27 protein-coding genes, 1 tRNA gene and 2 pseudogenes are annotated in these 21,913 nt (G+C 69.3%); 16 read left to right on the forward strand and 14 right to left on the reverse strand.

Translation table 11 applies throughout. The features are described from left to right. The first annotated feature begins 2 nt into the window (after nucleotides 1-2). Nucleotides 3-425, forward strand: a complete 423-nt coding sequence (locus E0504_RS39005) for a molybdopterin-binding protein (protein WP_112108497.1) — start codon at nucleotides 3-5, stop codon at nucleotides 423-425. 59 nt (nucleotides 426-484) lie between these two features. Here E0504_RS39005 and E0504_RS39010 read toward each other — a convergent pair whose 3' ends face one another. From E0504_RS39010 to E0504_RS39025, 4 genes are all read right to left on the reverse strand, one after another. Next, a complete protein-coding gene (locus tag E0504_RS39010) occupies nucleotides 485-937 on the reverse strand; it encodes a pyridoxamine 5'-phosphate oxidase family protein (protein ID WP_020459053.1) in 453 nt (150 codons plus the stop codon). Beyond that, nucleotides 934-1,731: a carboxymuconolactone decarboxylase family protein gene (locus E0504_RS39015; protein ID WP_235014708.1), complete on the reverse strand. Its 798-nt coding sequence runs from the start codon at nucleotides 1,729-1,731 to the stop codon at nucleotides 934-936. Before E0504_RS39015 ends, E0504_RS39010 begins: the two co-directional genes overlap by 4 nt. A gap of 253 nt (nucleotides 1,732-1,984) precedes the next feature. Then, on the reverse strand, nucleotides 1,985-2,356 hold the full coding sequence (gene crcB / locus E0504_RS39020) for a fluoride efflux transporter CrcB (protein ID WP_071059970.1): 372 nt from the start codon (nucleotides 2,354-2,356) through the stop codon (nucleotides 1,985-1,987). After that, the gene (locus E0504_RS39025; RefSeq protein ID WP_131626868.1) at nucleotides 2,353-3,015 is read right to left on the reverse strand and encodes a CrcB family protein; all 663 of its coding nucleotides are present in this window, start codon (nucleotides 3,013-3,015) and stop codon (nucleotides 2,353-2,355) included. The genes crcB and E0504_RS39025 overlap by 4 nt, the downstream gene beginning before the upstream one ends. A 317-nt stretch (nucleotides 3,016-3,332) precedes the next feature. On the opposite strand from E0504_RS39025, the gene E0504_RS39030 reads away from it, so the two are divergent. Continuing rightward, nucleotides 3,333-4,136, forward strand: coding sequence for an alpha/beta fold hydrolase (locus tag E0504_RS39030; protein ID WP_131626869.1), 804 nt, complete (start codon nucleotides 3,333-3,335; stop codon nucleotides 4,134-4,136). A gap of 272 nt (nucleotides 4,137-4,408) precedes the next feature. Continuing rightward, nucleotides 4,409-4,482: transfer RNA gene (locus E0504_RS39035), tRNA-Ile, on the forward strand. Between the two features lie 134 nt (nucleotides 4,483-4,616). Here E0504_RS39035 and E0504_RS39040 read toward each other — a convergent pair. Together E0504_RS39040 and E0504_RS52690 are read right to left on the reverse strand one after the other, a co-directional pair. Then, nucleotides 4,617-5,219: a GNAT family N-acetyltransferase gene (locus E0504_RS39040; RefSeq protein WP_131626870.1), complete on the reverse strand. Its 603-nt coding sequence runs from the start codon at nucleotides 5,217-5,219 to the stop codon at nucleotides 4,617-4,619. Nucleotides 5,220-5,253: 34 nt separating this feature from the next. Further along, on the reverse strand, nucleotides 5,254-5,475 hold the full coding sequence (locus E0504_RS52690) for a hypothetical protein (RefSeq protein WP_243657819.1): 222 nt from the start codon (nucleotides 5,473-5,475) through the stop codon (nucleotides 5,254-5,256). Between the two features lie 159 nt (nucleotides 5,476-5,634). Between E0504_RS52690 and E0504_RS39050 the strand changes: the two genes are divergently transcribed. The 5 genes and pseudogenes from E0504_RS39050 (at nucleotide 5,635) to E0504_RS53705 (ending at nucleotide 9,378) form a co-directional block, all read left to right on the forward strand. Then, nucleotides 5,635-5,916 (forward strand): hypothetical protein, encoded by a 282-nt coding sequence (locus E0504_RS39050; protein WP_235014710.1) that lies wholly within the window; start codon nucleotides 5,635-5,637, stop codon nucleotides 5,914-5,916. Between the two features lie 4 nt (nucleotides 5,917-5,920). Beyond that, nucleotides 5,921-6,157 carry a hypothetical protein gene (locus E0504_RS39055; protein ID WP_112108504.1) on the forward strand — a complete coding sequence of 79 codons (237 nt, stop codon included), beginning with the start codon at nucleotides 5,921-5,923 and terminating at the stop codon, nucleotides 6,155-6,157. A gap of 298 nt (nucleotides 6,158-6,455) precedes the next feature. Continuing rightward, a pseudogene (locus tag E0504_RS39060) lies at nucleotides 6,456-6,770 on the forward strand (integrase core domain-containing protein); the annotation flags it as partial. Between the two features lie 203 nt (nucleotides 6,771-6,973). Continuing rightward, complete coding sequence (locus tag E0504_RS39065; protein WP_243657820.1) at nucleotides 6,974-8,581, forward strand: sulfatase-like hydrolase/transferase; 1,608 nt, start codon at nucleotides 6,974-6,976, stop codon at nucleotides 8,579-8,581. Nucleotides 8,582-9,054: 473 nt separating this feature from the next. Beyond that, nucleotides 9,055-9,378: a hypothetical protein gene (locus E0504_RS53705; RefSeq protein WP_306769307.1), complete on the forward strand. Its 324-nt coding sequence runs from the start codon at nucleotides 9,055-9,057 to the stop codon at nucleotides 9,376-9,378. Nucleotides 9,379-10,037: 659 nt separating this feature from the next. On the opposite strand, the gene E0504_RS39075 is transcribed toward E0504_RS53705, so the two are convergent. The 6 genes and pseudogenes from E0504_RS39075 to E0504_RS50805 form a co-directional block, all read right to left on the reverse strand. Continuing rightward, nucleotides 10,038-10,424 (reverse strand): hypothetical protein, encoded by a 387-nt coding sequence (locus E0504_RS39075; protein WP_131626871.1) that lies wholly within the window; start codon nucleotides 10,422-10,424, stop codon nucleotides 10,038-10,040. 411 nt (nucleotides 10,425-10,835) lie between these two features. Beyond that, nucleotides 10,836-10,943, reverse strand: a pseudogene (locus E0504_RS53710) (DUF4365 domain-containing protein); the annotation flags it as partial. 171 nt (nucleotides 10,944-11,114) lie between these two features. Then, nucleotides 11,115-11,321, reverse strand: coding sequence for a hypothetical protein (locus E0504_RS39085; protein ID WP_112108507.1), 207 nt, complete (start codon nucleotides 11,319-11,321; stop codon nucleotides 11,115-11,117). 110 nt (nucleotides 11,322-11,431) lie between these two features. Then, nucleotides 11,432-11,749 carry a helix-turn-helix transcriptional regulator gene (locus E0504_RS39090; protein ID WP_112108780.1) on the reverse strand — a complete coding sequence of 106 codons (318 nt, stop codon included), beginning with the start codon at nucleotides 11,747-11,749 and terminating at the stop codon, nucleotides 11,432-11,434. After that, complete coding sequence (locus tag E0504_RS39095) at nucleotides 11,749-12,075, reverse strand: type II toxin-antitoxin system RelE/ParE family toxin (protein WP_131626872.1); 327 nt, start codon at nucleotides 12,073-12,075, stop codon at nucleotides 11,749-11,751. Before E0504_RS39095 ends, E0504_RS39090 begins: the two co-directional genes overlap by 1 nt. A 181-nt stretch (nucleotides 12,076-12,256) precedes the next feature. After that, the gene (locus E0504_RS50805; RefSeq protein ID WP_160144360.1) at nucleotides 12,257-12,409 is read right to left on the reverse strand and encodes a hypothetical protein; all 153 of its coding nucleotides are present in this window, start codon (nucleotides 12,407-12,409) and stop codon (nucleotides 12,257-12,259) included. 712 nt (nucleotides 12,410-13,121) lie between these two features. Between E0504_RS50805 and E0504_RS50810 the strand changes: the two genes are divergently transcribed. The 8 genes from E0504_RS50810 to E0504_RS39140 all read left to right on the forward strand — a co-directional run bounded on the left by E0504_RS50810 (nucleotide 13,122) and on the right by E0504_RS39140 (nucleotide 20,187). Further along, nucleotides 13,122-13,505 (forward strand): hypothetical protein, encoded by a 384-nt coding sequence (locus E0504_RS50810; RefSeq protein WP_165938749.1) that lies wholly within the window; start codon nucleotides 13,122-13,124, stop codon nucleotides 13,503-13,505. 41 nt (nucleotides 13,506-13,546) lie between these two features. Continuing rightward, the gene (locus E0504_RS39110) at nucleotides 13,547-13,966 is read left to right on the forward strand and encodes a hypothetical protein (protein ID WP_131626873.1); all 420 of its coding nucleotides are present in this window, start codon (nucleotides 13,547-13,549) and stop codon (nucleotides 13,964-13,966) included. A 384-nt stretch (nucleotides 13,967-14,350) separates the two neighbouring features. After that, nucleotides 14,351-16,753, forward strand: coding sequence for an N-6 DNA methylase (locus E0504_RS39115; protein ID WP_112108778.1), 2,403 nt, complete (start codon nucleotides 14,351-14,353; stop codon nucleotides 16,751-16,753). Continuing rightward, nucleotides 16,750-16,977: a hypothetical protein gene (locus E0504_RS39120; RefSeq protein WP_131626874.1), complete on the forward strand. Its 228-nt coding sequence runs from the start codon at nucleotides 16,750-16,752 to the stop codon at nucleotides 16,975-16,977. Before E0504_RS39115 ends, E0504_RS39120 begins: the two co-directional genes overlap by 4 nt. Before the next feature lie 184 nt (nucleotides 16,978-17,161). Then, entirely contained in the window at nucleotides 17,162-17,401 is a 240-nt protein-coding gene (locus E0504_RS39125) for a type II toxin-antitoxin system Phd/YefM family antitoxin (RefSeq protein ID WP_112108781.1), read from the forward strand. Then, nucleotides 17,398-17,859 carry a type II toxin-antitoxin system VapC family toxin gene (locus tag E0504_RS39130; protein WP_112108776.1) on the forward strand — a complete coding sequence of 154 codons (462 nt, stop codon included), beginning with the start codon at nucleotides 17,398-17,400 and terminating at the stop codon, nucleotides 17,857-17,859. The genes E0504_RS39125 and E0504_RS39130 overlap by 4 nt, the downstream gene beginning before the upstream one ends. A 210-nt stretch (nucleotides 17,860-18,069) precedes the next feature. After that, nucleotides 18,070-18,576, forward strand: a complete 507-nt coding sequence (locus E0504_RS39135) for a DUF6624 domain-containing protein (protein ID WP_243657821.1) — start codon at nucleotides 18,070-18,072, stop codon at nucleotides 18,574-18,576. A gap of 213 nt (nucleotides 18,577-18,789) precedes the next feature. Further along, complete coding sequence (locus E0504_RS39140) at nucleotides 18,790-20,187, forward strand: DUF2786 domain-containing protein (RefSeq protein ID WP_131626876.1); 1,398 nt, start codon at nucleotides 18,790-18,792, stop codon at nucleotides 20,185-20,187. Here E0504_RS39140 and fxlM read toward each other — a convergent pair. Beyond that, entirely contained in the window at nucleotides 20,153-21,241 is a 1,089-nt protein-coding gene (gene fxlM, locus E0504_RS39145) for a methyltransferase, FxLD system (RefSeq protein ID WP_243657822.1), read from the reverse strand. The two genes, E0504_RS39140 and fxlM, sit on opposite strands and share 35 nt — an antisense overlap. Before the next feature lie 382 nt (nucleotides 21,242-21,623). Further along, complete coding sequence (locus E0504_RS39150; protein WP_131626877.1) at nucleotides 21,624-21,854, reverse strand: hypothetical protein; 231 nt, start codon at nucleotides 21,852-21,854, stop codon at nucleotides 21,624-21,626. Between the last annotated feature and the right edge of the window lie 59 nt (nucleotides 21,855-21,913).

Genomic DNA, 21,913 nt, shown 5'->3' on the forward strand with positions numbered 1-21,913 from the left:
CCATGACCTTGAGCATCCGTAATCGGCTGGCTGGCACCGTCGCTGATATCACGGATGGTGCTGTCATGGGCACTGTCCGCATCGCCCTCGCGAACGGCGACACCCTGACATCGGCCGTCACCATGGACGCCATCAAGGACGTCGGCATCGGCATCGGCTCGGCGGTCGAGGTGCTGGTCAAGTCGACGGACGTCTCGCTCGCCACGGGAGAGACGTCGGGCCTGACCATCCGGAACCGGCTGGGCGGGACGCTGGTCGGCATCGACACCGGCGGCGCGATGGCGCTCGTCCGCATCGACCTCGGCACGGACATCGAGCTGACCGCGGCGATCACCCGCGCCGCCGTCGACGAGCTCAAGCTTGCCCCGGGCCTGCCCGTGACCGCACTGATCAAGTCAACCGAGGTGGCCTTCTCCGCACTCTGACGCCCGCGCGCGACAACCGTGCGTGGATGTCGATGCCGATGCCGACGTCCAGCCGCCGGTCACATCTTCCGGAAGTCCCAGCTTGTGATCTTCTCCGGGGTCACCCGCAGCCAGGCGTGCCGGCCGTCGTAGTGCATCTCGTCGCGGCCGGCGTACTTGCGGGCGTAGAGCAGCTCCGGCGTGGCCAGGCCGGGGTCGGGGGTGCCAACCCGGGGCGCCTCGCCGACGCTTTCGGCCCGGCCGCGGATCTCCACCCCGCGCAGCTCGGTGAACTCGTGACCGGTGTCCACGACGATCGCCACCCGCGGGTCACGTTCGAGATCGGTCCAGCGCTGGCTCTTGACGACCGAGTTGAGCCACAGCGCCTGCCCGTCCCAGACGAACCACAGGGGCGTCAGATGCGGCCCGTCCGCGCTGGTCGTCGCCACCCGGCAGGTTCGCTCCTCGGCGAGGAACGCATCGACCTCGGCCGGGCTCATGGCGATCTTGCGGCCTCGACGCTGATCTTTCATCGTTTTTCCTCCAGGTGCGGACTTCCCGCGGGGCCCGCTTCGGTGGCGGTGACAGCATCGGCCGTAGTGACAGCGGCGGCCGTAGTGACAGCGGCGGCCGCGGCGTCGCTGAGGGCCTCGCCCTTGGCGAAACCGTAGTAGACGGCGAACTGCAGCACGATCTCATCCATCTCCGCGCTGGTGAGGTCGCCGGAGCGCAACGCCACGTCGACGTGCGTCCGCAGCGGCATCGGGGAGTCGTCGATCCCCACACAGGCGACGGTGATGATCCGGCGTTCCCGGCGGGTGAGACCGGGCCGCCGCCAGACGTTGCCGAACACGAAACCCAGGATCCCGGCCTGGCGGTACGGCGTGTCCGCGGGTGGCGCCGGCATCAGATTCACGTCGGTGAACTCGGCCCTGCCCCCTTCCAACCGCGCGTTCCAGTCGCCGGTCTCGAACGAGGGGACGTCCAGCGGGGGCCATCCCGTCGGCTCCACCCCCCGCTCCCGTTGGACCCGCGCCCACTGCCGGCCGACGACCCCTTCGAGGTGGGACGCCTTCGGCCAGCCGCAGTAGACCGCGAAGTGCAGGACGAACTCGAGCATCTCCGCGATCTCGATGTCACCGCTGCTGAGGGCGGCATAGACGTGCGCGTCGATGGGACCGGGCGCGTCGGCCGCCGCGACGCAGGTCAGCGTCACCCACCGCCGGTCCCGCCGGCTCAGCCCGGGACGCCGCCACACCTCGCCGAAGACGAAGTCCCGCGCCGCCGCCTCGAACGGAGTCAGTGCCGGTGGTGCCTCGGTGGCCATGACCTCCCGGAACACGCGCTCGGCCACGCCGGTGCGTCCCGCATCCCGCTCGTCGTCTGCCTGCGCGGGGTCCCGCTCATCGCCCGCGTGCCCCGCGTGCCCTGTTCGCCCCGTTTGCCCCGCCTGCGCGGTGCCTTCCGTTGTCATGGACGGCTCCGCTCCTCCGGACTGCTTCTCCGGACTGCGTTCAATCGGTCGACCGCAATCTAAGGCAGGTGACTTTCCCGGGTCCAGAGGCGCTGCCGGGCCCGGGTCAGCCCGCGGACCCGCCGACCGCCTGCCCGAGCGCGACCCCGGCGAAGGCGGCCGCGAGACCCACGGTCAGGCTCACGACGACGTTGGCGACGGCGTGGCGATGGGTCCAGTCCCTGGCCAGCCGCAGCGTCTCGTAGCTGAACGTCGAGTAGGTGGTCAGCGCGCCACACAGCCCCGTACCGGCGACGGACAGTACCTCGGACGACGCCGGCAGGCCGACCAGGAACCCGAGCAACAGGGACCCGGCGGTGTTGACGGTCAGGGTGCCCCACGGGAAAACCGAGCTGTGACGGCTCTGGACCGCCCGGTCGGTGAGGTAGCGCAACGGCGCCCCGACCGCCGCTCCGAGCGCGACCAGCAGCACCGTCACCGTCCACCCCGCACTTCGCCAGCCCCGTGAGCGGCGCCGCGGAGGCGATCAGCTGAGCGGTCACGGGAGCCGCCACGGGAGCCGTCACCGGAGCGGTCACGGGTGCGGTCACGGGTGCGGTCACGGGAGCGCAGCAGCCGCGCGGTGAGACCTGAACCGACGGCGACCGCGATGAGCGCGGCGGCGAGGGACGCGAAGAGGAACAGAAGGGCGGTGCCGGGCGCGTCCGCTTCGACGGCACGCTCGACGTCCACGACGTAGGCGGAGAACGTGGTGTAGCCGCCGAGCACGCCCACGCCGAGAAACGGCCGGACCAGCCGGCGCCCGGCCCAGACGCTCCCGACCAGCTCCATGAGCACGCCGATGAGCAGGCAGCCGGACGTGTTGATCGCGAACGTGGCCCGGTCGAAATCGGCCGCCTCGTGTGGGAAGGCCACAACCAGGCCATGCCGGGCGAGCGCGCCGAGCACACCACCGGCCGCGATGGCCGCGAGAACCGGCCAGGGACTCGGCCGCAGCTCCGCCCGCTCCTCGGGATCGGACAGATCGACATCGGGGTCGACGGGCCGAGCCACGGTTTCGGATGCCCCGCCGGGCCGGACGACGGGCCGCGGAGCATCGACGTCCGAGCGGCCGGGACGGGCAACGGGTTCGGACATGGCGGGCCTCCTACCAGCGGAAACAGCTACTGGCAGGGACCGTTGGCGACGCCGTCGCGGTTCTCCCCAGGCGCGAGGACGGCGGGCCCCACCGCCGGCAGAGCTGACTCGCCCTGCGCCTTCACGATACCGGCCACCGCCGACGGTGACGCCGGACAACCGCGCGGCGAGCAGGTGGGCGACGCCCAGCGTTTTCGCCCGTTCCCGGCTCGGAGATTCGCGCAGGCCGGATCGCATTGACCGGACCGGACTGACCGGACCACGTTGGGAGTAAATCCGCCGGAGACACCGAGGGCGGCGAAGCGGGGGAGGGGCCGATGCCCACGGTGACAGCCAACGGAATCGAGATCTACTACGAACGGCGCGGCGCCGGCCCGGCACTGCTCTACCTGAACGGCTCCGGAACCACACTGGCGACGACGGGACGGCTGCTCGCCCCGTTCGCCGAACACTTCGACCTGCTCGCCCACGACCAGCGCGGCCTGGGCAGGACCGCGGTACCACCCGGCCCCTACTCGATGGCCGACTACGCGGCGGACGCCGCCAGCCTGCTCGACCAGGTCGGCTGGGAGCGATGCCGGGTCGTCGGCATCAGCTTCGGCGGGATGGTCGCCCAGGAACTGGCCGTAACCTGGCCGGCTCGGATCGAGCGGCTGGCGCTGCTGTGCACGTCGGCCGGCGGCGCCGGCGGATCGTCCTACCCCCTCCATGAGCTCGACGGGCTCAGCCCCGCCGAACGGGCGGCGCTGGCACCGCGGCTGCTTGACTCGCGTTTCACCCCCGAATGGCTGGCTTCGCATCCCGCCGACCGGATGACGGCGGACGGCATGGCCGGGCGTGCCTCAACGCCGCGTACCGACGAGCAGCGACGCGGGGAGACCGCGCAGCTTGAGGCCCGCCGACACCACGACGTGTTCGACCGGCTCGGCGCGATCACCTGCCCGACCCTGGTCGCCTGTGGCCGCTACGACGGAATCGCGCCCGCCGCGAACAGCGAGGCGATCGCCAGCCGGATCCCCACCGCCACGCTGCGCACTTACGAGGGCGGCCACACCTTCTTCGCCCAGGACGTCCGAGCGTTCCCCGACGTCATCTCCTTTCTGGCCGGCCCGAACCCTTGACCATCCGGGCTGGTGGTGGCGCGCACCGCTTGAGGCGGCCCCGCCCGGCCACTGCACCCGTTCGGCGACGAGCCGGGCGCGGGTGCCCCCACGACGTCCTCGGGTGGCTGCCGGCGACGGCTCACCGATGGGAACAACGGGTCGGCCGCGGTGAGGACTGTCGGGTGTGATCTGCCTGAGATCGCCGGATGCGCTCGCGCTGCCGCAGCCCGATCACCCGGATATGCTTGCCCGTGGTGCGCCCCAGCCGAGGTCGGGTGGCGCGCAGCTCCGGGGCGGTAGCTCAGCCGGTTAGAGCAGCGGACTCATAATCCGTCGGTCGTGGGTTCGAGCCCCACCCGCCCCACTAAAATCCCTGGTAGACAGCAATTTTCGGCGTTGCCGGGTAAGCCCCGAAGATCGCAAACCCCACGGTAACCCCACGCTTTGCGAAGCTGTCGACGGTCATCTTTAATCTTCGATGCCGCTCGTCGTCTGCCGCTAGTGCCCCCGCCCCGGTCGGTCCGTGCGGGGTCTGCCATGGCGCGCGGCGGGTGCGCTGACCTTCGCGCGCCGGCCCTCACCGACCGAGCTGTGCGCCTGATATCGAACGTCACGGATCGCTGCGCCGCCGACGATCTCGTCCCGCACGGCACCGTCCGGCTCCCAACCCAGGCGAGCGTAGAACCGCCTTGCGTGAAGATTCGTCTCCAGCACCCACAAGGTTGCGGACGTGAAGCCCGCCGAGTCGAACGTGTCCATCGCCGCGGCCATCAGGTGCCGTCCCACGCCTTGGCCCCAAGCGGCGGGCAGGACGTAGAACGAGAGGATCTCTCCTACCTGGTCCGCTTCCTGGTCGTCGTTCTGGGTGGGACACAGGTCCGCGAAGCCAAGGATGTCACCGGCATCGGCGGCAACCAGAGTGCCTCGGGTCGGCCAGGTGGCCTGGCTCAGGGTCGTCGTCCACCGAGGCAGGCGCTGTGTGGGGTGTAGCCCGTCCAGAAGCGGTTGCGGCAGCAGCCCGCGGTACCCGGCCTGCCAGGCAAGGACATGCACCTTGGCGACCTGCTCTGCATCACCGATAACACCCCGGCGAACCCGCATCCGACGATCATCGCACCGCCGAGGTCGGGCGTGCTTATCCGATGGCGGAGTCGGTGTCGTCCGACGAGCGGTTTGCCACGATCCAAGCTTGGACGTCGTCCTCGTCCCAGAAGCGGCCGGCCGGGGTCTTCTGTGCAGGCTCTGGGAAGCCCGCCTTCCTCGTGATCTGGTCCGCGCGTCGGCGTGAGAGGTGCCCGTCCGGTGACGACGGGCGCAGTAGCTCCTGCACCTCGGAGATGGTGATCAGCCGGCCCACCGCTACCAACCTAGGGACTACCACCCTAGGACTACCGATGGTGGAAGAGCGCGTGTAGCGTGCCCAGTAGCCCGAAAGAGGTCGGGCCGCCCCCGGTGAGTCAGCACTGGGGACGGCCCTCGGCACCGACCCTTGTAGGAGGTCGACACCGTGTCCGACATGTTGTCAGCTCCCGCGCGCAGCGCCAGCGCTGGGAGCACCCCCAACACCACGCTCACGATTGAGGAGGAAGGAACAGGCCCTTACCACTACGTCACGGTGACCGTCCCGGACGGCATCCACCCCGCGACGCTCGCGGCCGCACTGCGCACGCTGCCCATCGCGTGCATCCTGGCGTCGATGATGGACGGCAAGCTGTCGTTCAAGGTCATCGGCCACGATGACGAGGACGCCGACTTGAGCGCCGTCGGAGCGGCCCTCGGCGCCTTCACCGGTGAGTAGGGCCATGGGCGCGACGACGGGCGCCCGGGTCGTCATTCTTGCGAGCGACGATCCGGGGCCGGTGCACCTGATGTTCGTCGAGTCCGACGGCCAGCCGTCACCGCTACGCCACCGGCCCTCGGCCATGCTCGCCGTGCGGTACGTGGAGGCGATGACCGGGATCATCGACCCGAACGTTGCCTCGCGGCGGACGTGGCTCGTCAGCCCGTGCGACTGCGGATCGACACGGGGAGGTTCCTGACCATGTCGGGGCGGCCGACGGTCGCCTGACGGCACCGTCGGTCAGCTCCGGCACCGGAAAATCCGAACTCCTCACCGAAAATCCGAACGACCCCGGCACCTGACCAGGTGCCGGGGGTCGTTTCTACTTCAGGGATTTCTGTTGCCCGGTGTTCGCGCCACGGGCTGACTGGTTCTCTCGCCGCAACTGGTTATCGTTGCCTCGCGGGCCGGAGGTTCCTGGCTGGCAGTGGATTCCCGGTGCTATTCGCTCCTCTGCTTCTCAAGCCAGCCGGCTACTTCCACCGCATCGAATCGGTCAGTACGTCGCCGTCCGGTACACCGAGCGCCTGGCCGAGGCGGAGGCCGTCGCCTCCGTGGGCTCGGTCGGCGATTCCTACGACAACGCCATGGCGGAGGCGTTCAACTCGCTGTTCAAGGCTGAGCTGATCCGCAACAGAGGACCGTGGGCGGGGCACGCCGATCTTGAGGTTGCCGTCGCCGAGTACATCGACTGGTACAACCACCGAAGGCTCCACGGGGAGATCAACATGGTCCCGCCCGCGGAGTACGAAGCCGCCTACGCGGCCGCCCAGCACAAGATCGAGGACGCCCGGCAGCCCGCCGGCGCGTGACAACCGAGCCTCCATCAAACCCGGTACTTGACAGTGGGAGGTGAATCCGGTTGCTGAGCGGTTGACCGCGCTGCCCGCTCTCACATGGAGCGCACACACTCCTGACGAACTCCTCGCAATCTTGTGCGCGATCGTGGCTGTGCCGCCTGCACGGCGGCACGCATTTCTGGCCGATCGCACACCAGACACGAAGGAGTGATGACGTGCCCGGACGACATCGACGTCTCGGACCGCGCGCCAAGGTGGGGATCGCGGGCATGCTGGGCCTGGCGACCCTCGGGGTCACAGTGCTCGCCGGAGCGGGCGGCGGGGGCGGTGGAACGCCGTCCGAAATCGCTCTCGCGGCAGCGGAAGGGGAACGCCCGAACTTCGTCTTCATCCCCGCCGACGATCTCGACGCGACCACGTCGCCCTACTGGGACGCCATGCCGAACACCGCCGCGCTGCTGCGCGACAACGGCCTGACGTTCACCGAGAGCTTCGCGCCCACTCCCATCTGCTGCCCCGCCCGCGGCACGCTGCTCACCGGCAAGTACGGGCACAACACCGGTGTTCTGACGAACAGCGGTGACCAGGGCGGCTGGGCGACCTTCGAGGCGAACGGCAACGAGGACAAGACGTTCGCCAAGTACCTCGAGGACGGCGGGTACCGCACGGCGCTCGTCGGCAAGTACATGAACGGCATCGAGGACGACCCCAACCATGTTCCGCCCGGTTGGACCGAGTGGTACGGCAGCGTCGACAACGCCTTCTACACGGGCTACAACTACGCGCTGAACGAGAACGGGACGATCGTTCAGTACGGAGGAAACGACGATCCCGCCAACTACTCCACCGACGTCGTCGCGAACAAGTCGGTGGACTTCCTCGAACGCGCGGCGGCCGAGGACGAGCCGTTCATGCTCTACGCGGCGTCGACGGCGCCGCACCTGCCGCTGCCGCCCGCGCCGCGGCACGCCGACAACCCGTTCGCGGACGACGCCGCGCCGCAGACGCCCAACTTCCAGGAGGAGGACCTCAGCGACAAGCCCGCCTGGCTGCGCACGAGCGCGAATGTGCGCTCCGCCCAGGTGAACCTGACCAACGACCGCGACTACCAGGACCGGATGGGTTCGCTCTACGCGTTCGACGAGATGGTCGTCGGCATCGTCGACACGCTGCGCGAGACGGGCGAGCTCGACAACACCTACCTGGTCTTCACCTCGGACAACGGCTACAACCTCGGCTCGCACCGACTGATCAACAAGATGGCTCCGTACGAGGAGTCGCTGCGGGTGCCGCTGGTCGTCGCCGGCCCGGGCGTCGTCAAGGGCACCGACGACCACATGGTCGCCCTGCACGACATCGCTCCGACGTTCCTGGAGCTGGCCGGGGTTCCCGTCCCGCAGGACATGGACGGCATGTCGATCGCCCCGCTGCTGCGCGGTGAGGAACCGCAGTCGTGGCGCACCGACCTGATCGGCCAGTACGCCGGTCCGGGTCCGCTGGGCGTCGACGGCATCGCCGCCGAGCAGGTGCCCGGCGCCGAGATCGAGGCGCCGGAGTTCACCGGTGACCCGATCGCCCACTACTTCGACGTTCCCCCGTGGAGTGGGCTGCGCACCGAGCGCTATACCTACGTCCGGTGGTACGACACCGACCGCACGGAGGTCCACGAGCGCGAGCTCTACGACCTGTCCACCGACCCGTACCAGCTGACGAACCTGCTGGCCACCCCCGCCGGTCACCAGCAGAACGCCGAACTCGTCGCAGAGCTCGACACCCGTCTCGACGAACTGGCGGTCTGCAGCGGCGCTTCCTGCCGCTCCTGACCAGGGCAGGCCGGACCCACCAGGGCCGGGCCGACCGGGCAGCCCTCGGGGCCGATACGGCCCGCGTCACCGGGACGGGCTGACGGCCCCGGCTGGAACATCAGGGCCACCCGCGCGGACCACACGGTCCGGGCGGGTGGCCCGTCCGTGCCCCCCGGAGCAGACACGGGACAACTGTCACATCGCACCCCCACTGTCCGCGCGTCAGCGTCCCAAGTGGGGTTTCGATCGCTGGGCCGCTCCCCCTTGGACCGACGCGGATCACCGGACCGGCACCGGGGCGCCGGTCCGGCTGTCAGCGGGACGACCGACGCCGCCAACGGGGCCCGCTGGCCTCTACGGTGATCGTCCTGCGCGTCAGATGTGCGGTTATGGCCGTGTTTATCCTCTCCGCCTGCCTGCTTGCGGGGTGCGCGGGATTCCGGAGCGCCAGCGGCTCGGTCTCGCTGCAGCCCTCGGGAGGATCACCCACGATGACGCAGGCCCAGGCCCGGACACAGACCGGAGCGCTGACCGCCGAGGCTGCCGACACCCAGGCCGCCGAGGCTCAGGCGTGCGGCGGGAAGGTCGAGACCGTCGAGGATGTCGAGGCGCTGGTCTCCGAACCGGCGGGCTGCGCCGGTGCGGTGAACACCTACTGGCACGACCAGCTCGGCGACGCCTGGACGCAGCCCCGGTCCGTCGCGTACAAGAACGGCGAGATGCCTGACATCGCCTGCGCCGAGGACGTCGACGATCCCCAGTGTTCGCGAACAACGCCCTGTACTGCCCCCTCGACGACAGCGTCGACTTCATGACCGAGCTGTCCGAGATCGGCGGGGCCTCCTACCCGGCGTTCGTACTCATGCACGAGCTCGGCCATCGGGCCGACCGGATCGGCGGGACCCTCGGCGCGGTCTCCCGCGCGGAGGAGAACCAGGCGGACTGTCTGGCCGACACGCAGACCCGGTTCGCGGGCGACGCGGGCCGGCTCACGCTCAACGACGCGATGAGCGGGGCGATGCTGTTCTTCAGCCTGGGCGACACCCCGCGGCGGCTGGTTCGACCAGGAGTCGGCGTCCGCGCCGGACGCGCACGGCACACCCGCCCAGCGGGCCCAGGCGTTCTCCTTCGGGTACCTGCGCGACATCAACACGTGCCACCAGATCGGCCGCTCGCCCAACGGCAGCGTGATGTTCTGTCAGACGCGGCCACCTCGGCAAGCCGGTCGCGGGCATCGGCAGGGATACGCACGTTCGCATCGGCCACAGGTGGACTCCTCCCACTCCCCTCGGAGGATACGGGTACGCACCCGTATCTACTCCCGTGGCCACCGCGTTCGTGCACCGCACTGCAAGAGGCGATGCCTGTTCCCTCGGTGGGACAACTCGGTCGCGATGCTGGTGTGGCGCCGTCCTGCACTCGCCGCAGCCGCCCTGCTGGTGGGAGGGACGGTGTCCGTGTGCTGCCGTGGCGATCAGCGGTGGAGGCCCCGGGGAAGCTGGGGGTGGTAGCCCGGCCAGCGAGCCAAGAGCCGCCGGGCCCGGGTGGAGGTGGCCGAGCGGGCTGCCGGGGTGGTGTGGCCGAGGGCGCCGCCGAGGGTCTTCCAGGTCAGGTCGGCGCGGCGGCCGGCGTCCAGCAGGACCAGCTCGCAGTAGTCCAGAGTCTCCCGGGCGTCGGCAAGCAGCGCCAGGGCCGCGTAGATGTCGTCGGCGAGCGGGGCCGTATCGACGGTCGTCGAGGCGACTGTGGCCACCATCGCGACCGCTTCCGCGGACGGGACCGGGCTGCTGCCGGTCCAGCCAGTCCAGTAGCGACGGGTCAACAACCAGCGATGCCGTTCACGCTCATCGAGATCAACCACAGGGAGTCGTTCTGCCTCCATGTCATCTACCAGGTAGGCAAAAGGACTACGTCACTCTAAGGCCTCATATAATTACTTAACGCGATATGAGATACATATCTTGACGGGATTGTGGATCACTGCGTGGTGATACGGGTGCGATAGTCAGCGGCGGCGCGAAACAGGGCATCGAGCGTGCCAGGTGCGATGAGGTCCTCGGTGAGGGGCAGGTACCAGCACCGGTCGTGGTCGTCGTAGGCAGCGCCGCTGTCGTGAATCAGATCAAGCTGTGCCCGCCACCGGTGCGAGCTGGCGGGAGCAGGGACGATCCGCAGCCGTATTCCGGGGTCGAGACTGGCAGAGTCGCGTGTTCGACTGGCGCGTATTCGGCGTACTCCTCATATCTGGGTGTCACTCCGTGTGTCGGTTCCCTCCGGCGGCGTCGATGTCCTCCTTCAGGACGATCAGGCCGGCAGCGGAGGCCAGGACGCGCACGTAGTCCTCGCCGAACTTGCCCTGATGCTGGTTGGCATCAAGCATCCGCCATCCCTCGCCCGTGACCGACCACCTCCGGCAGGTTACGGGACGTTCACTGACCTGTCAGCCGGTTTCGTGATGTCGCCCCGCTGAGCGCGGCGCTGTTCTGCCTGCCCGTGCGGCCCTTCCCTGCTGGGCGCGGGTGGATGCGTCCGCCCCGCACCCAGCGAGCAGTCAGTATTCCTTCGCTTGCCCGACCTCAACCAGTTCCATGGTCGTGTCTGCGGGCAGGATGCGGAGAAGTTCGTCGATCTCGTCGTGCGATCCGTGGGCCTGCGTCATCGCGTAGATCCGCGCACCCGGCAAGCGGCAGGACTTGAGTCGTAGTAGCGCAAAATCCTGCTCGCCCTCGACGATGACGTCGGCCGGTCGATCACCCACTGTGTGGGCGTTAGTAGCTGTTCGACCAACGGCCGAGCGTAGGAGAGGGCGGTGAGCACGGTCGAGTCGAACACGAACGTGAAGCCGCGAGCGGCGGCCGTAGCCGCGGCCTAGGCGACCTGAACGATCTCGACGGCTCCATTGGCGACGTGAAGGTTAAAGGTCAAACCGGTGGCCTTGCTGAGCTTCGCCAGCGTTTCGAGCCGCGGCTGCGTCTCGGCAATTTCCAAGCGCGCAATAGCGGGCTGTTTGAAGCCGACCTGCTCGGCGAGGGCCCGCTGCGTGAGGCCGTGTTCGACCCGATATGCGATCACCTGGTGGGCGACCTTCCGGGCGAACGCCAGCGCGTCCCACTCCTCGCGGAACTCCGGGTCCTGGCGGTGCTCTTCGATGACCTGGTCGAGGGTCTTGAGCTCCGACAGCTTCATCAGTCCTCCTTCAGATCGTTGAGCCGTTCCACGGCCAGGGCGACTGCCCGCTTGTACTTCCGCCTGTCGTGGTGTCCGTTGGCGCCAACGACGACGAGCTTTGCCCCCATCCGCCTGTAGAACGCCCGCCACGGACTGTCGCCACCTCGGGGGCGTAGCTCCCACAGATGGTCGGCGTCCACGACGGCACTGGTGTGTGAGAACGGAAGATCCGTGCCGCGTTCTCGCAGCTTGTCGAGGGCGTTGTCGATCGCCGTGCGCTCGTCGGCGGGGAGCTTGGCCAACTCGTCGACTGCATCAGGGTGGACCACGACGTCCCAGGACATGCAACCATGATAACGACCACGTTATTGCCGTTGCGCCGGAACCTCAACCCCTGCCGGCGCGGTCAGTATCGTGAGTCCGCCCACGCTCCCGCCCGGCCGCGTGGGGCGCAGGCAGTCGTCACGCGGCTGGGGCGTCCCCGCTGTGCGACCCTCGGCTTGGCCTCGTCCTCGCGCAGGCCGCCTACGCCGGCCGTGTCGTCCAGCGGGTCGCCCGGGGGTCGATGCCCACACGCTTGCCGGCGAGCTGCGAGCCCTGGGACTTCGAGATGCCCTGCGCGCCGAGCGGCTCGACGAGCTTGTCGACCCGCCCGAACGTGCAGGTAGAAGGTCCCACCGGCTGGTTCGTACGGAACAACGGTCCCCGCCGGTCGACCATTTTTGATGGCCGTGGGTGATTATGGGTGGTATTGGCACGTAATCGTCTGAACACCGTGCGACACGGGCAGCCCTCCCGTCTTCGCCGCGTCGCGACCTCTTCGACCCACATCGGTGAACCGCCGGGTCGAGATCGGTCAGTACTGGCACACAGTCTGATCTGGAGGCATCGGTGATCAGGACGCAGAAGTGGGTGCTCGCGCTGACGTCGACCGCGGCGCTCATGGTGGCCCTCGACCAGCTCGTGGTGTCCACCGCACTGAACTCGATCCGCAACGATCTACATGCTTCGATCGCCACGCTCGAATGGACCGCGAACGCCTATCGTCCGATGCCTCGCCAAGACGGGCACGGCTCGCCCGCCGGCGAGCGAACTACCCGGACTGCTCCGGGAGCTTCCCGAGAGCCGCCTCGACCTGGTACCCGGCAGGCCGGGCTCCGCTCCGGCTTCCATCGCCCGGTCGGGCCCGGGCCTCGCGGGAAAGTCGACCCCGCCGGCGTCGCCGCCCTCGTCCCCGCAACCGCCGCCGCCGGAGCCGCCGCCGGAGCCGCCGCCACCGGAACCGGAACCGGAGTCGGAACCGCCTTCGGAGCCCGACCTGTCCCCGGCGCCGGTCGATCCCCGTCCGAAGAGGCGGGTTCCACCGGCCAGGCTCACGGTGGGCATTGTCGTGATCACGGCTGTGGTGGGCCTGCTGATCGGCGGATGTGTGGCCCTGCTCGACACGGGAGCGGGATCCGCCCCGGACCCCGCCGCGACGGCCGATCCCGGACTCGAGCAGGTCACCCTCGCCGCCACGGTCGCGTCCCCCAGGCCCGGCTGCCTCACGGTCTCCTGGGAGGACGATTCCCGTGTGCTGCGTGGCAAACGGGAGGCCGTCCGCACCGCGCTCACCTTCCTGTTCGCCGGCGGCCCCGCGGCCGACGGCGACGACATACGGGCCTGGCGGCTTGTCGGGCGGATCCGTCGCCAGGTCGGTGCCGGCGTCCCGTTCTCCCGCCGCGGCCCTCTAAGGAGGCACCTCGAGCTCTCGCCGCTTAAAAATCTTGCGTAAACTCCTCCCGCTGTCTTATGCTCCTGGGGAGGGAGGTTTTCGTGACGCATTCGGTAGAGGTTGACGATCAAACCTATCGCTCGCTCGCCTTCGCCGCGCGCATAAGTGGCTGTACGGTAGGCGAAGTGGTGGCCCGCCTGGTGGCTGAGGCGAGCCTGGCGACGTTACCCACAGAGACATCCAAGGAGAGCGAGCAGCATTCGGAGGTGGTGGATGTGGTGGCGGTGTACGTCGACTACGAGGGGCACCGCACCCAGGCCAGGTACGACCCGAAGACGTCTCGGATCGACATCACGTCCGGGCCGCTGCGGGGACAGAGCTTCAAGACGCCGACCGGCGCGGCTCGCGCCGTGGTCAGCCACTACAAGCCGAGCGTCAGCCCGCACCGCAACGGCTGGTCGTTCTGGGTCCTCGACGACGGGTCGGGAAGGTTCCTGCAGAACATCCGAGGAACGTCATGAGCCCGATGCCGGTCCGGTGGGATCGTCGGCCATATTCGGCGGACGTCCTCGAGCTCGGCACATGCCTCGTCGCGGTGACTCATGGTGACGAGCGTCGGGGCGACGGTCATGCGGGCGTAGCGGATCCTGTCCGACCTGACCTTGCTCGCGGTCGGGCCCGCATGGCTACGCGAACGACTCGGGAGCTCTCTCCTGCCGGCGAAGGGCAGGATCGGCCAGCCTTCTGTTAACCCCCTCGCGTCGGTCCGGGGTCGCATCGTGGATTACATATTCCCTGTTAACAAGCGCCTTCGTAGCGGTGCATCATGTCAGGGGCTCGTTCTTCATCGCGCGCATCGCGATGCGCATTTGCCGCCGTCGGGTCCCTCCCGTCACGATGCACATATGCGTTCAGACAGCACGGGGTCTCCGGACCGTGTGGGGGAGCGGGCCCCGGGTGCCGACCCGCTGGTCACCCGCCGTGAGATCTCTCAGCGGGCGGGTATCAGCCGGGAGACGGTGACGATCTGGCAGGGCCGGCACGCGGACTTTCCCCGGCCGGAAGCCGACGGAGGGATGGAACGCTTCCGCCTCAGCGAGGTGCTGGCCTGGCTGGCTGATCGGCCTGTGCCCAAGGCCCAGCGCCGGGCCGGTGAACCCGACGGCATCACCTATGCCGACCGGGTGCGGCGCGCCGCACGGCCGTCGGTCGACAAGGGTACGGGTGCGGGCGGGCAGCAGCGCCGGCAGCTGCAGCTGCAGGCGGATGGCACCACGGCCGAGGAGATGCTCACGGAGATTTTCGGGCCGCTCGGGCGCCGCATCCGCGGCGGCGGTTCGGGCGCCGCCTATCTCCACTTCGTGCTCGGTCTGCTCTTCCTACGCCACAGAGATCCAGGCTCGTGGGCCGGCCTGCGCGACGATGTGCGGGTCGCGACCGACGATCAGAGCGACCCGCGGCAGCTGATGAGTGGAATAGGCCGTCGGGTCGACGCGGCCCGCCGGGCTCAGGGGCTGCCGTCGGCGCCCGAAGCAGCCGCCGGTACCTTCAGCGCGCTCGGCGGACCGGCGGTGGAGGACGTCGGACAGCTCACCCGGCTGTGTGAGGCTCTACCGCCGAAAATGTTCCGTGACCTGCTCAGCCGTTACGACCTGTGGGCCCGCCCGGATGGCCGCTCCTCGACCACCCCGCGCTCGCTGGTGAACCTGGTCACGACGCTGTTCGTCAAGTCGGGTGACCGCGTCCGGGTGCACGACCCCTACGTGCGGGCGGGCGAGTTGCTCGTAGGAGCGCGTGAGGCGGGCGGGTCGGGTGAGCTGTCCGCGGCCGGCCCCGATCCGGACATGTGTCGGCTGGCTGAGATCGGTGTCAACCTGAGCGACGGCCGGGTTCGGCTGACGCCCGGTTCGGAGACACCCTGGCGCGACGCACCGGGCCCGCTCGCTGATCTCGTCCTGACCAACCCGCCGTTCAACGCGACGTCCGCGCGCCGTTCGGACGAGCACTGGCTGTTCGGGCCGCCGCCCCCGGGCAACGACAACTACGCCTGGCTACAGCACGTACTGGCGTCGCTCACGCCGGACGGCCGGGCCGCCGTGCTCATGCCGAACCGTGCGGCGGCGTCCGATGACCCTCGGGAACAGTTCATCCGGCAACGGATGATCGAGACCGGCGCCGTCGAGTTCGTCGTCGCGCTGCCGCGACGGCTTTTCGCGACGACACGGGTGGCGGTGATGCTGTGGGGCCTGCGGGCCCCGGGCGCGGCCCGCGACGATGTGCTGTTCGTCGAGGTGCGAGGGCCCGGTCCCATGCTCGGTAATCAGCGGGTTCTCACGGAGGCGGAGATCGACGCCGTCGCCGCCTGCCGCCAGCTTTGGCAGGACCAGGCGGGAGGCACGGCAGATCTCGCCGAGGCCATGGGCCAGGCCGGGGCGGCCCGCGTCGTGCCGAATGCCCAGATCACAAGACTGGGGTACTCGCTTGATCCCGCTGATCATCTGGCGCCCGCCGTCTCGCCCGCCGTCTCGCCCGGCTGTACCGCCCGGATCCCACCGCCTCCGGCCACGGCATTGGCGGGCCCGACGCGTGCCGCTCGCATCGCGGACAAGAAGGTCGCAGGCATCGTCCTGCGTAGCGGTGACACGGCAGCAGGCGATGACACGGCAGCCAGCGATCTTCCTGATGGCTGGTCGCGTGCCGTGCTGCGGGATCTGTGCGCGATCCAGGCCGGCCCGTCCAACCAGGTGATCAAAAAACTCCGGTCCACCACCGCCGACGGGATCGCGGTGGTACTGCCCCGTGACCTGCGGGACCGGCGTGTCCGAACGAGTTCGCCGCAGCGGGTCTCCCGCGCCGGGGCGGCGGGCCTGGCGCGGTTCGCGCTGTGGGAGGACGACATCCTGTTCGTTCGGACCGGCTCGGTCGGGCCCGTCGCTCGGGTGGGTGCCGCCGAGGTGGGTTGGCTGCTTGGTACCAACCTCATGCGTCTGCGCGCGTACGAGGGCGTGGATCCCGGGTACCTGCTGGCGTTGCTGTCCTCGCGGCCGGCGCAGGAGTGGATCACCAGGCGCTCCGAATCCGCTACCGCGATTCCCTCCATCAGTACCACGACTCTCGGCTCGCTTCCCGCGCTCTGGCCGCCGCCCGCCGAGCAGCGGCGAATCGGCGCGGTCCTCGCCGACTTCGACGACCAGATCGCCGCCCATCGAGCCCTCGCGGATGCGGCCGAGGGGCTCCGGGCCGACGTTACCGACCATCTCGTCGCCGGCCTGCTGATGACCGGAACCCTGTCGGAGGAACCCAGATGAGTGCCGTGCCGCCGAACTCGCCGGGAACTGTGCGCATCCTCCTCGCCACGATTGCCGTGCTGCTCGGCGTCATCGTCGCACTGGTCGGCGGCATCCTGCGGATGGCGGATCAGGCGTCCCTCCCGGCTGCGATCCAGTGCGGTGGATGCGCCTTCGTGGCGACTGTGATGTTCCTGCTCACGGTGTTTCATTTCCTGACCGGCTCGGGGGGCAGCCGGGGCTGAGTGGCGCGTGCCGACGAGCCGCTACGACCGCGGGAGGCCAGGGGAAGGCGCTGGCTTGCCGGGGGTCCAGGCCATGACGGGGAGAGCGATGATCGTGGTTCCTCCTGGGGCGCCGAGGCGCGGCCATGGAAAGGACCCTGCCGCAAGTACTGTAGGTATGTACCTACGCGGGGAGGTGATCGAGATGAGCGTGGTTTCGTCCCGAGAGTTCAACCATGACGTGAGTGCGGTCAAACGGGCAGCCATTCGTGGTCCAGTGATCATTACGGATCACGGTCGGCCGTCGCACGTCCTGTTGTCCTTCGCCGACTACCAGAGGCTCACGGGCACCGCGGGCAGCCTGGGAGACGCGTTCGTCCTGGATGAGGAGATCGACTTCGAGCCTGTGCGGCCTCGGGACTCGCTGCGCGAGGTCGACCTGTGAGCTTCCTGCTGGACACGAACATCATCTCCGAGCTCCGCAAACCCGCCAAGCGCAGGGACGACCGATTCAACGCCTGGGCCGGGACCTTGTCGCCGTCGGAGACCTACCTCTCGGTCATCACTCTGCTGGAGCTACGCGCCGGCATCGAGAACAAGCGACGACACGACCCGCGGCAGGCGGCGATCCTGGACTCATGGCTGGACCACAGCGTCCTACCCGCCTACACGGGTCGGATGCTCGACGTCGACCAGGCCGTCGCCGACTCCGCGGCGCGGCTTCATGCGCCGAACCGACGTCCGGCCCACGACGCTCTGATCGCCGCCACGGCCCAGGTATACGGCCTCACACTCGTCACCCGCGACGAATCCGACTTCGCCCCCATGGGCGGCTCACTCATCAACCCCTGGACCCACCTCCCCGGGGACGGCGCCGCGGGCGGGATGCCGCCGAAAGCCTGAGCGCCTGTCCTGAACCTTGGTTGTGTGGACTGTGCGTGGTCCGTTCCTGATCTTCCCGGGGTGGCAGGCCGGCGTCGCCGGTAGCTGCCCGCCAGGGTCCGGACACGGAGACGTCATCCGGTGCTGGGGTCTGTTGCGTCCGTCCGAACAGACCGGGCTGTTACGTTTTTCGCTCACCTGCACACTGAACGTATGGACAAGGTGTTGCGGGTGGAGTTGGCGCGGCGGGTCGAAGCTGACCAGGCGATGCGTCGGGCCTGGCCAGCCCGTCCCGGTGACGGCGCTGACGAGGACGAGCTCGCGAGGCTCGGTGCGGTCGACGAGGACAACACAGCCTGGCTGAGGAGCGTTGTCGCCAAGCACGGCTGGCCGGACAGTTCCCTGGTGGGCGAGGCGGGCGCGCACGATGCCTGGCTGCTGGCTCAACACGCCGATCACGATCCTGTCTTCCAGACTGAATGCCTGGATCTGCTGGCCGCGGCGGTCGACTCCGGTGTGGCGTCCCCTGTTGACCTGGCGTATCTGACGGATCGGGTCCGGTGTGCCCGCGGCGATCTACAGCTCTACGGCACTCAGTTCTGGCGTGGAGCCGACGGCTTGGGTGAGCTGCAGCCCCAACCGATCGCCGAACCCGACCGTCTCGACGAACGGCGAGCCGCCGCCGGGCTCGGACCGTTCGACGAGTACCAGGCCCTGATGATGGACATGCACGGCTGACCCGAGATCCCCGCGAGCGCCGCTCGCAAGCCGCCGAGCCCGCGGTGAAGTCGACGCCGGCCTGTTCGAACAGAGGCAGCGCGGGCTGTGCGTCACGAGGTGCTGTGATCCGTGTGTGGGTGTGAGACCCGAGTCGTTTTTCGTCGCCGCGGAGCGGACGAAGCTGTCATCGACGGTTTGGGGAGCTCCCCGGCGAAACGCTACGGAGGGATCATGAGTACACGCAATCGTGAGAAGCGCCGGGCCAAGCAGAAGGCGCGGGCGGAACGCGGTCGCGCGGCCGCGGCGGGACCGGGGAGTCGGTACGACCGGGAGCGTGAACAGCGCGAGCTGAGCCTGCGGTCGGCGCGGGCCCTGATCGCGGCCGCGCTGGACGCCCATGACCAGGGCGATGACGCCGCGCTGGCGAACCATCTGGCGAGCCTGGCCACGCCGCCGGGAGGCGCCGGCGGCCACCGGATCGTCAACACCTGTCTTGACTCCCTGCTCGACGGCCTCGTCGAGATGCTCTGGGAGGCGGGCTGGCAGCCCGCTGACCTGCACCGGGTTGTGAGCAGGCGGGCCGGCGTGCGGGTGGCGGCGCTCGCCGTGGACGCGATCGCCGCGCAGATGCGTCAGTACGCCCCGTCCACCGTCGACGAACGGTGGACGGGGCAGCTGCGGGCCCTCGACGCGACCGTCTGGTGGGACGACGACGACCATTGGCTCGACGCCTGGGGTACGCGGCACGGCTGCGGACGTCCGGAGGTGCTCGGCGACGCCGTCGAGCTGGTCAACCTCCTGCGTGGTCTTCCTGTGATCCAGATGTTGGGCCCCGTGCCGGGCACGGCGCGGCGCGGCGGTGCGGGTGGCGCTGGGGGAGTCGGGAGTGGGAGCGGCGGCGTGGACCAGGGCCTCCTGGACAAGGTCCGTGCGCTGCTGGCGAAGGCCGAGTCGACATCCTTCGCAGAGGAGGCCGAGGCGCTGACCGCCAAGGCCCAGCAGCTCATGGCACGGCACAGCATCGACGAGGCGCTACTGGCGGCGCAACGTACAGCGACCGTGGAACCGATCGGCCGGCGGATCGGCATCGACAACCCCTACGAGGCGGCGAAAGCGATCCTGCTGAATGTGATCGCCGGCGCGAACCGCTGCCATGCGGTGTGGGCGAAGCATCTCGGTTCGAGCACTGTCGTCGGCTACCCGTCCGACATCGACGCGGTGGAACTGCTCTACACCTCGCTGCTGGTCCAGGCGACCACGGCGATGACGCACGCCGGCACCCGCCAGGACCGCCACGGACGATCCCGCACGCGCTCGTTCCGCCAGTCGTTCCTCACCGCCTTCGCGACCCGCATCGGTGAGCGACTGCGCGTCGCGACGGAGCAGGCCAGCGCCCAGGCTGTCGCCGAGGCGGGCGACCCGCGTCTCCTGCCGGTGCTCGCCTCCCGGGACGAGTCCGTCCGCGCGGCGGTCGCGGCGATGTTCCCGGAGATCGTGGAAAAATCGGTGAGCGGCACCGACCGCGAGGGGCTGGCCTTCGGCCGGGCCGCCGCCGACCTGGCCACCCTGCGCATCCGGGACGAGGTCGCCGGGTCTAGCTCGGCGCCGGCCGGGAGCCGTGACAGGTAGCGTCCGGGTCCGCTGGATGTGGCCAGGTGATGGTGATGCGCGCGTGGGCTCGGTCGAGGGTCCGGCCTGGTGGCAGGTCGTGGTCCGGGGTCCCGAGGGGGTGGGCGGTGATGCGGGGGTCGGGGCCGTCGCGGTGGTCGCGATCCCAGGTGCGCACCTGGTCGGCGAGGTCCTCGGCGAGGGTGGTGGCGTCGGGGCCGAAGGCGTGGGCGCGGAACTCGTAGAGCGATTCGGCGATTTTCGGGCAGGTCAGGTAAGCGATGCTGGTGCTGTTGACGATGGCGTCGCCGGGTGGGCGGCCGGCGGGCGCGAGGAGCTCCGTCGCCGCGTCCTTCGCGACGTCGATCTGGCAGTAGCCGTCGAACACCGTCGCGAGCCAGAGTTTCAATGTGTCGAACGGGGTCACGGGCGGGATTCGCACCCCGGTCCAGGTATCGACGCGAGGGGTGTCGAGGATGCCGTCGAACAGCTCGGGCTTCGCCGGGTAGTTGCCGTCGAACCGTAGGACGATCTCGTCGCCGCGCAGCGCGAGGCGTTGCAGCGGGTTCGCGCCGGCGCCCTGCATGCGTACGAAGCCGCACATCTGCGTCTCGCGGCTGACCAGCCGGTCGCCGTGCCGTTCGAACGCGACCCCGCGGCCGAGGCCGCGCAGTCGTAGCGGGACGATGAGACGTCCGCCATCGACGAGCTGGTCGACCCACGCCGGTGGGATGTCCACGGCCTGTGCCGTGACGATGATCGAGTCGAACGGGGCGTGCTCGGCCGCGCCGTACCAGCCGTCGCGGGTCAGGACCTGGACCCGGTCGTAGCCCGCCGCGGCGAGGAAGCGGGCGGCTCTGTCGGTGATGTCCGGGTCGATGTCGACCGTGGTCACCTCGCCCGCCGGACCGACCAGCTCGGCGAGAAGAGCCGCGTTGTACCCACCCGAACCCAGTTCCAGGCAGCGCATCCCGGGCGCCAGGCGTGCCTGCTCGATCATCGTTGCCTGCAACCACGGCGCGGACACCGAACTGATCGTCGCCCCGTCCGCGTCGAACTTCGTCCGCACGGACATCGTCGGCGTATCCCGCCTCCACCGTCGCCTCGGGCGCGAACAGGTGCCGCGGCACCGCCCGGAACGCGGCCTCCACCTCCGCCGTCCGGATCCACCCACCCGAAAGCAGGCCCTCGACCAGCCGTGCACGCAGCCCGTCCGCTTGCTCCTCGTCGAAGACGGCCGCCGGCTCATCCTGAACCACATCCACGTGGCAACACCTCAAACACAGATCGTGATCGTCGAATCGGTTGCTGTCACCCTGCCCGATCGGAGCGAGTCGCACATTCCCTGGACGACGAACATTCCGTTCGTGTCCCGCGCAGCCTCTGACCAGCGAAGACGCTCCGCACCAGGCCAACCTGTTCGTGCCCCGCACCGACTGACAGATCAACTGCTGCCGTCACCCGCGATGTGGTCGTTGATAGTTCAACCGGATGAGGCGGCCATCTCGAAACAGCGAGATCGAGGACGGCAAGTCGGCCTTGATGCCGCGGGCACGCTGCCCCACCGCGCGCTCGTCATAAAGAAGCCAGTCTTCCAGCAGCGCCGGTAGCGAGAAGTGGAGCTCAAAAGCCCGGGAGCCGTCGGCGGGCAGGATCATCCAGTCGTCGGTGACAGTGCGTCGCGTCACGAACTGGACCGGGAGGGGTACTGAAGGCCGAGGATGGGGGGAGAACCACCGGTTGCATC

This window comes from Parafrankia sp. BMG5.11 (assembly GCF_004337455.1).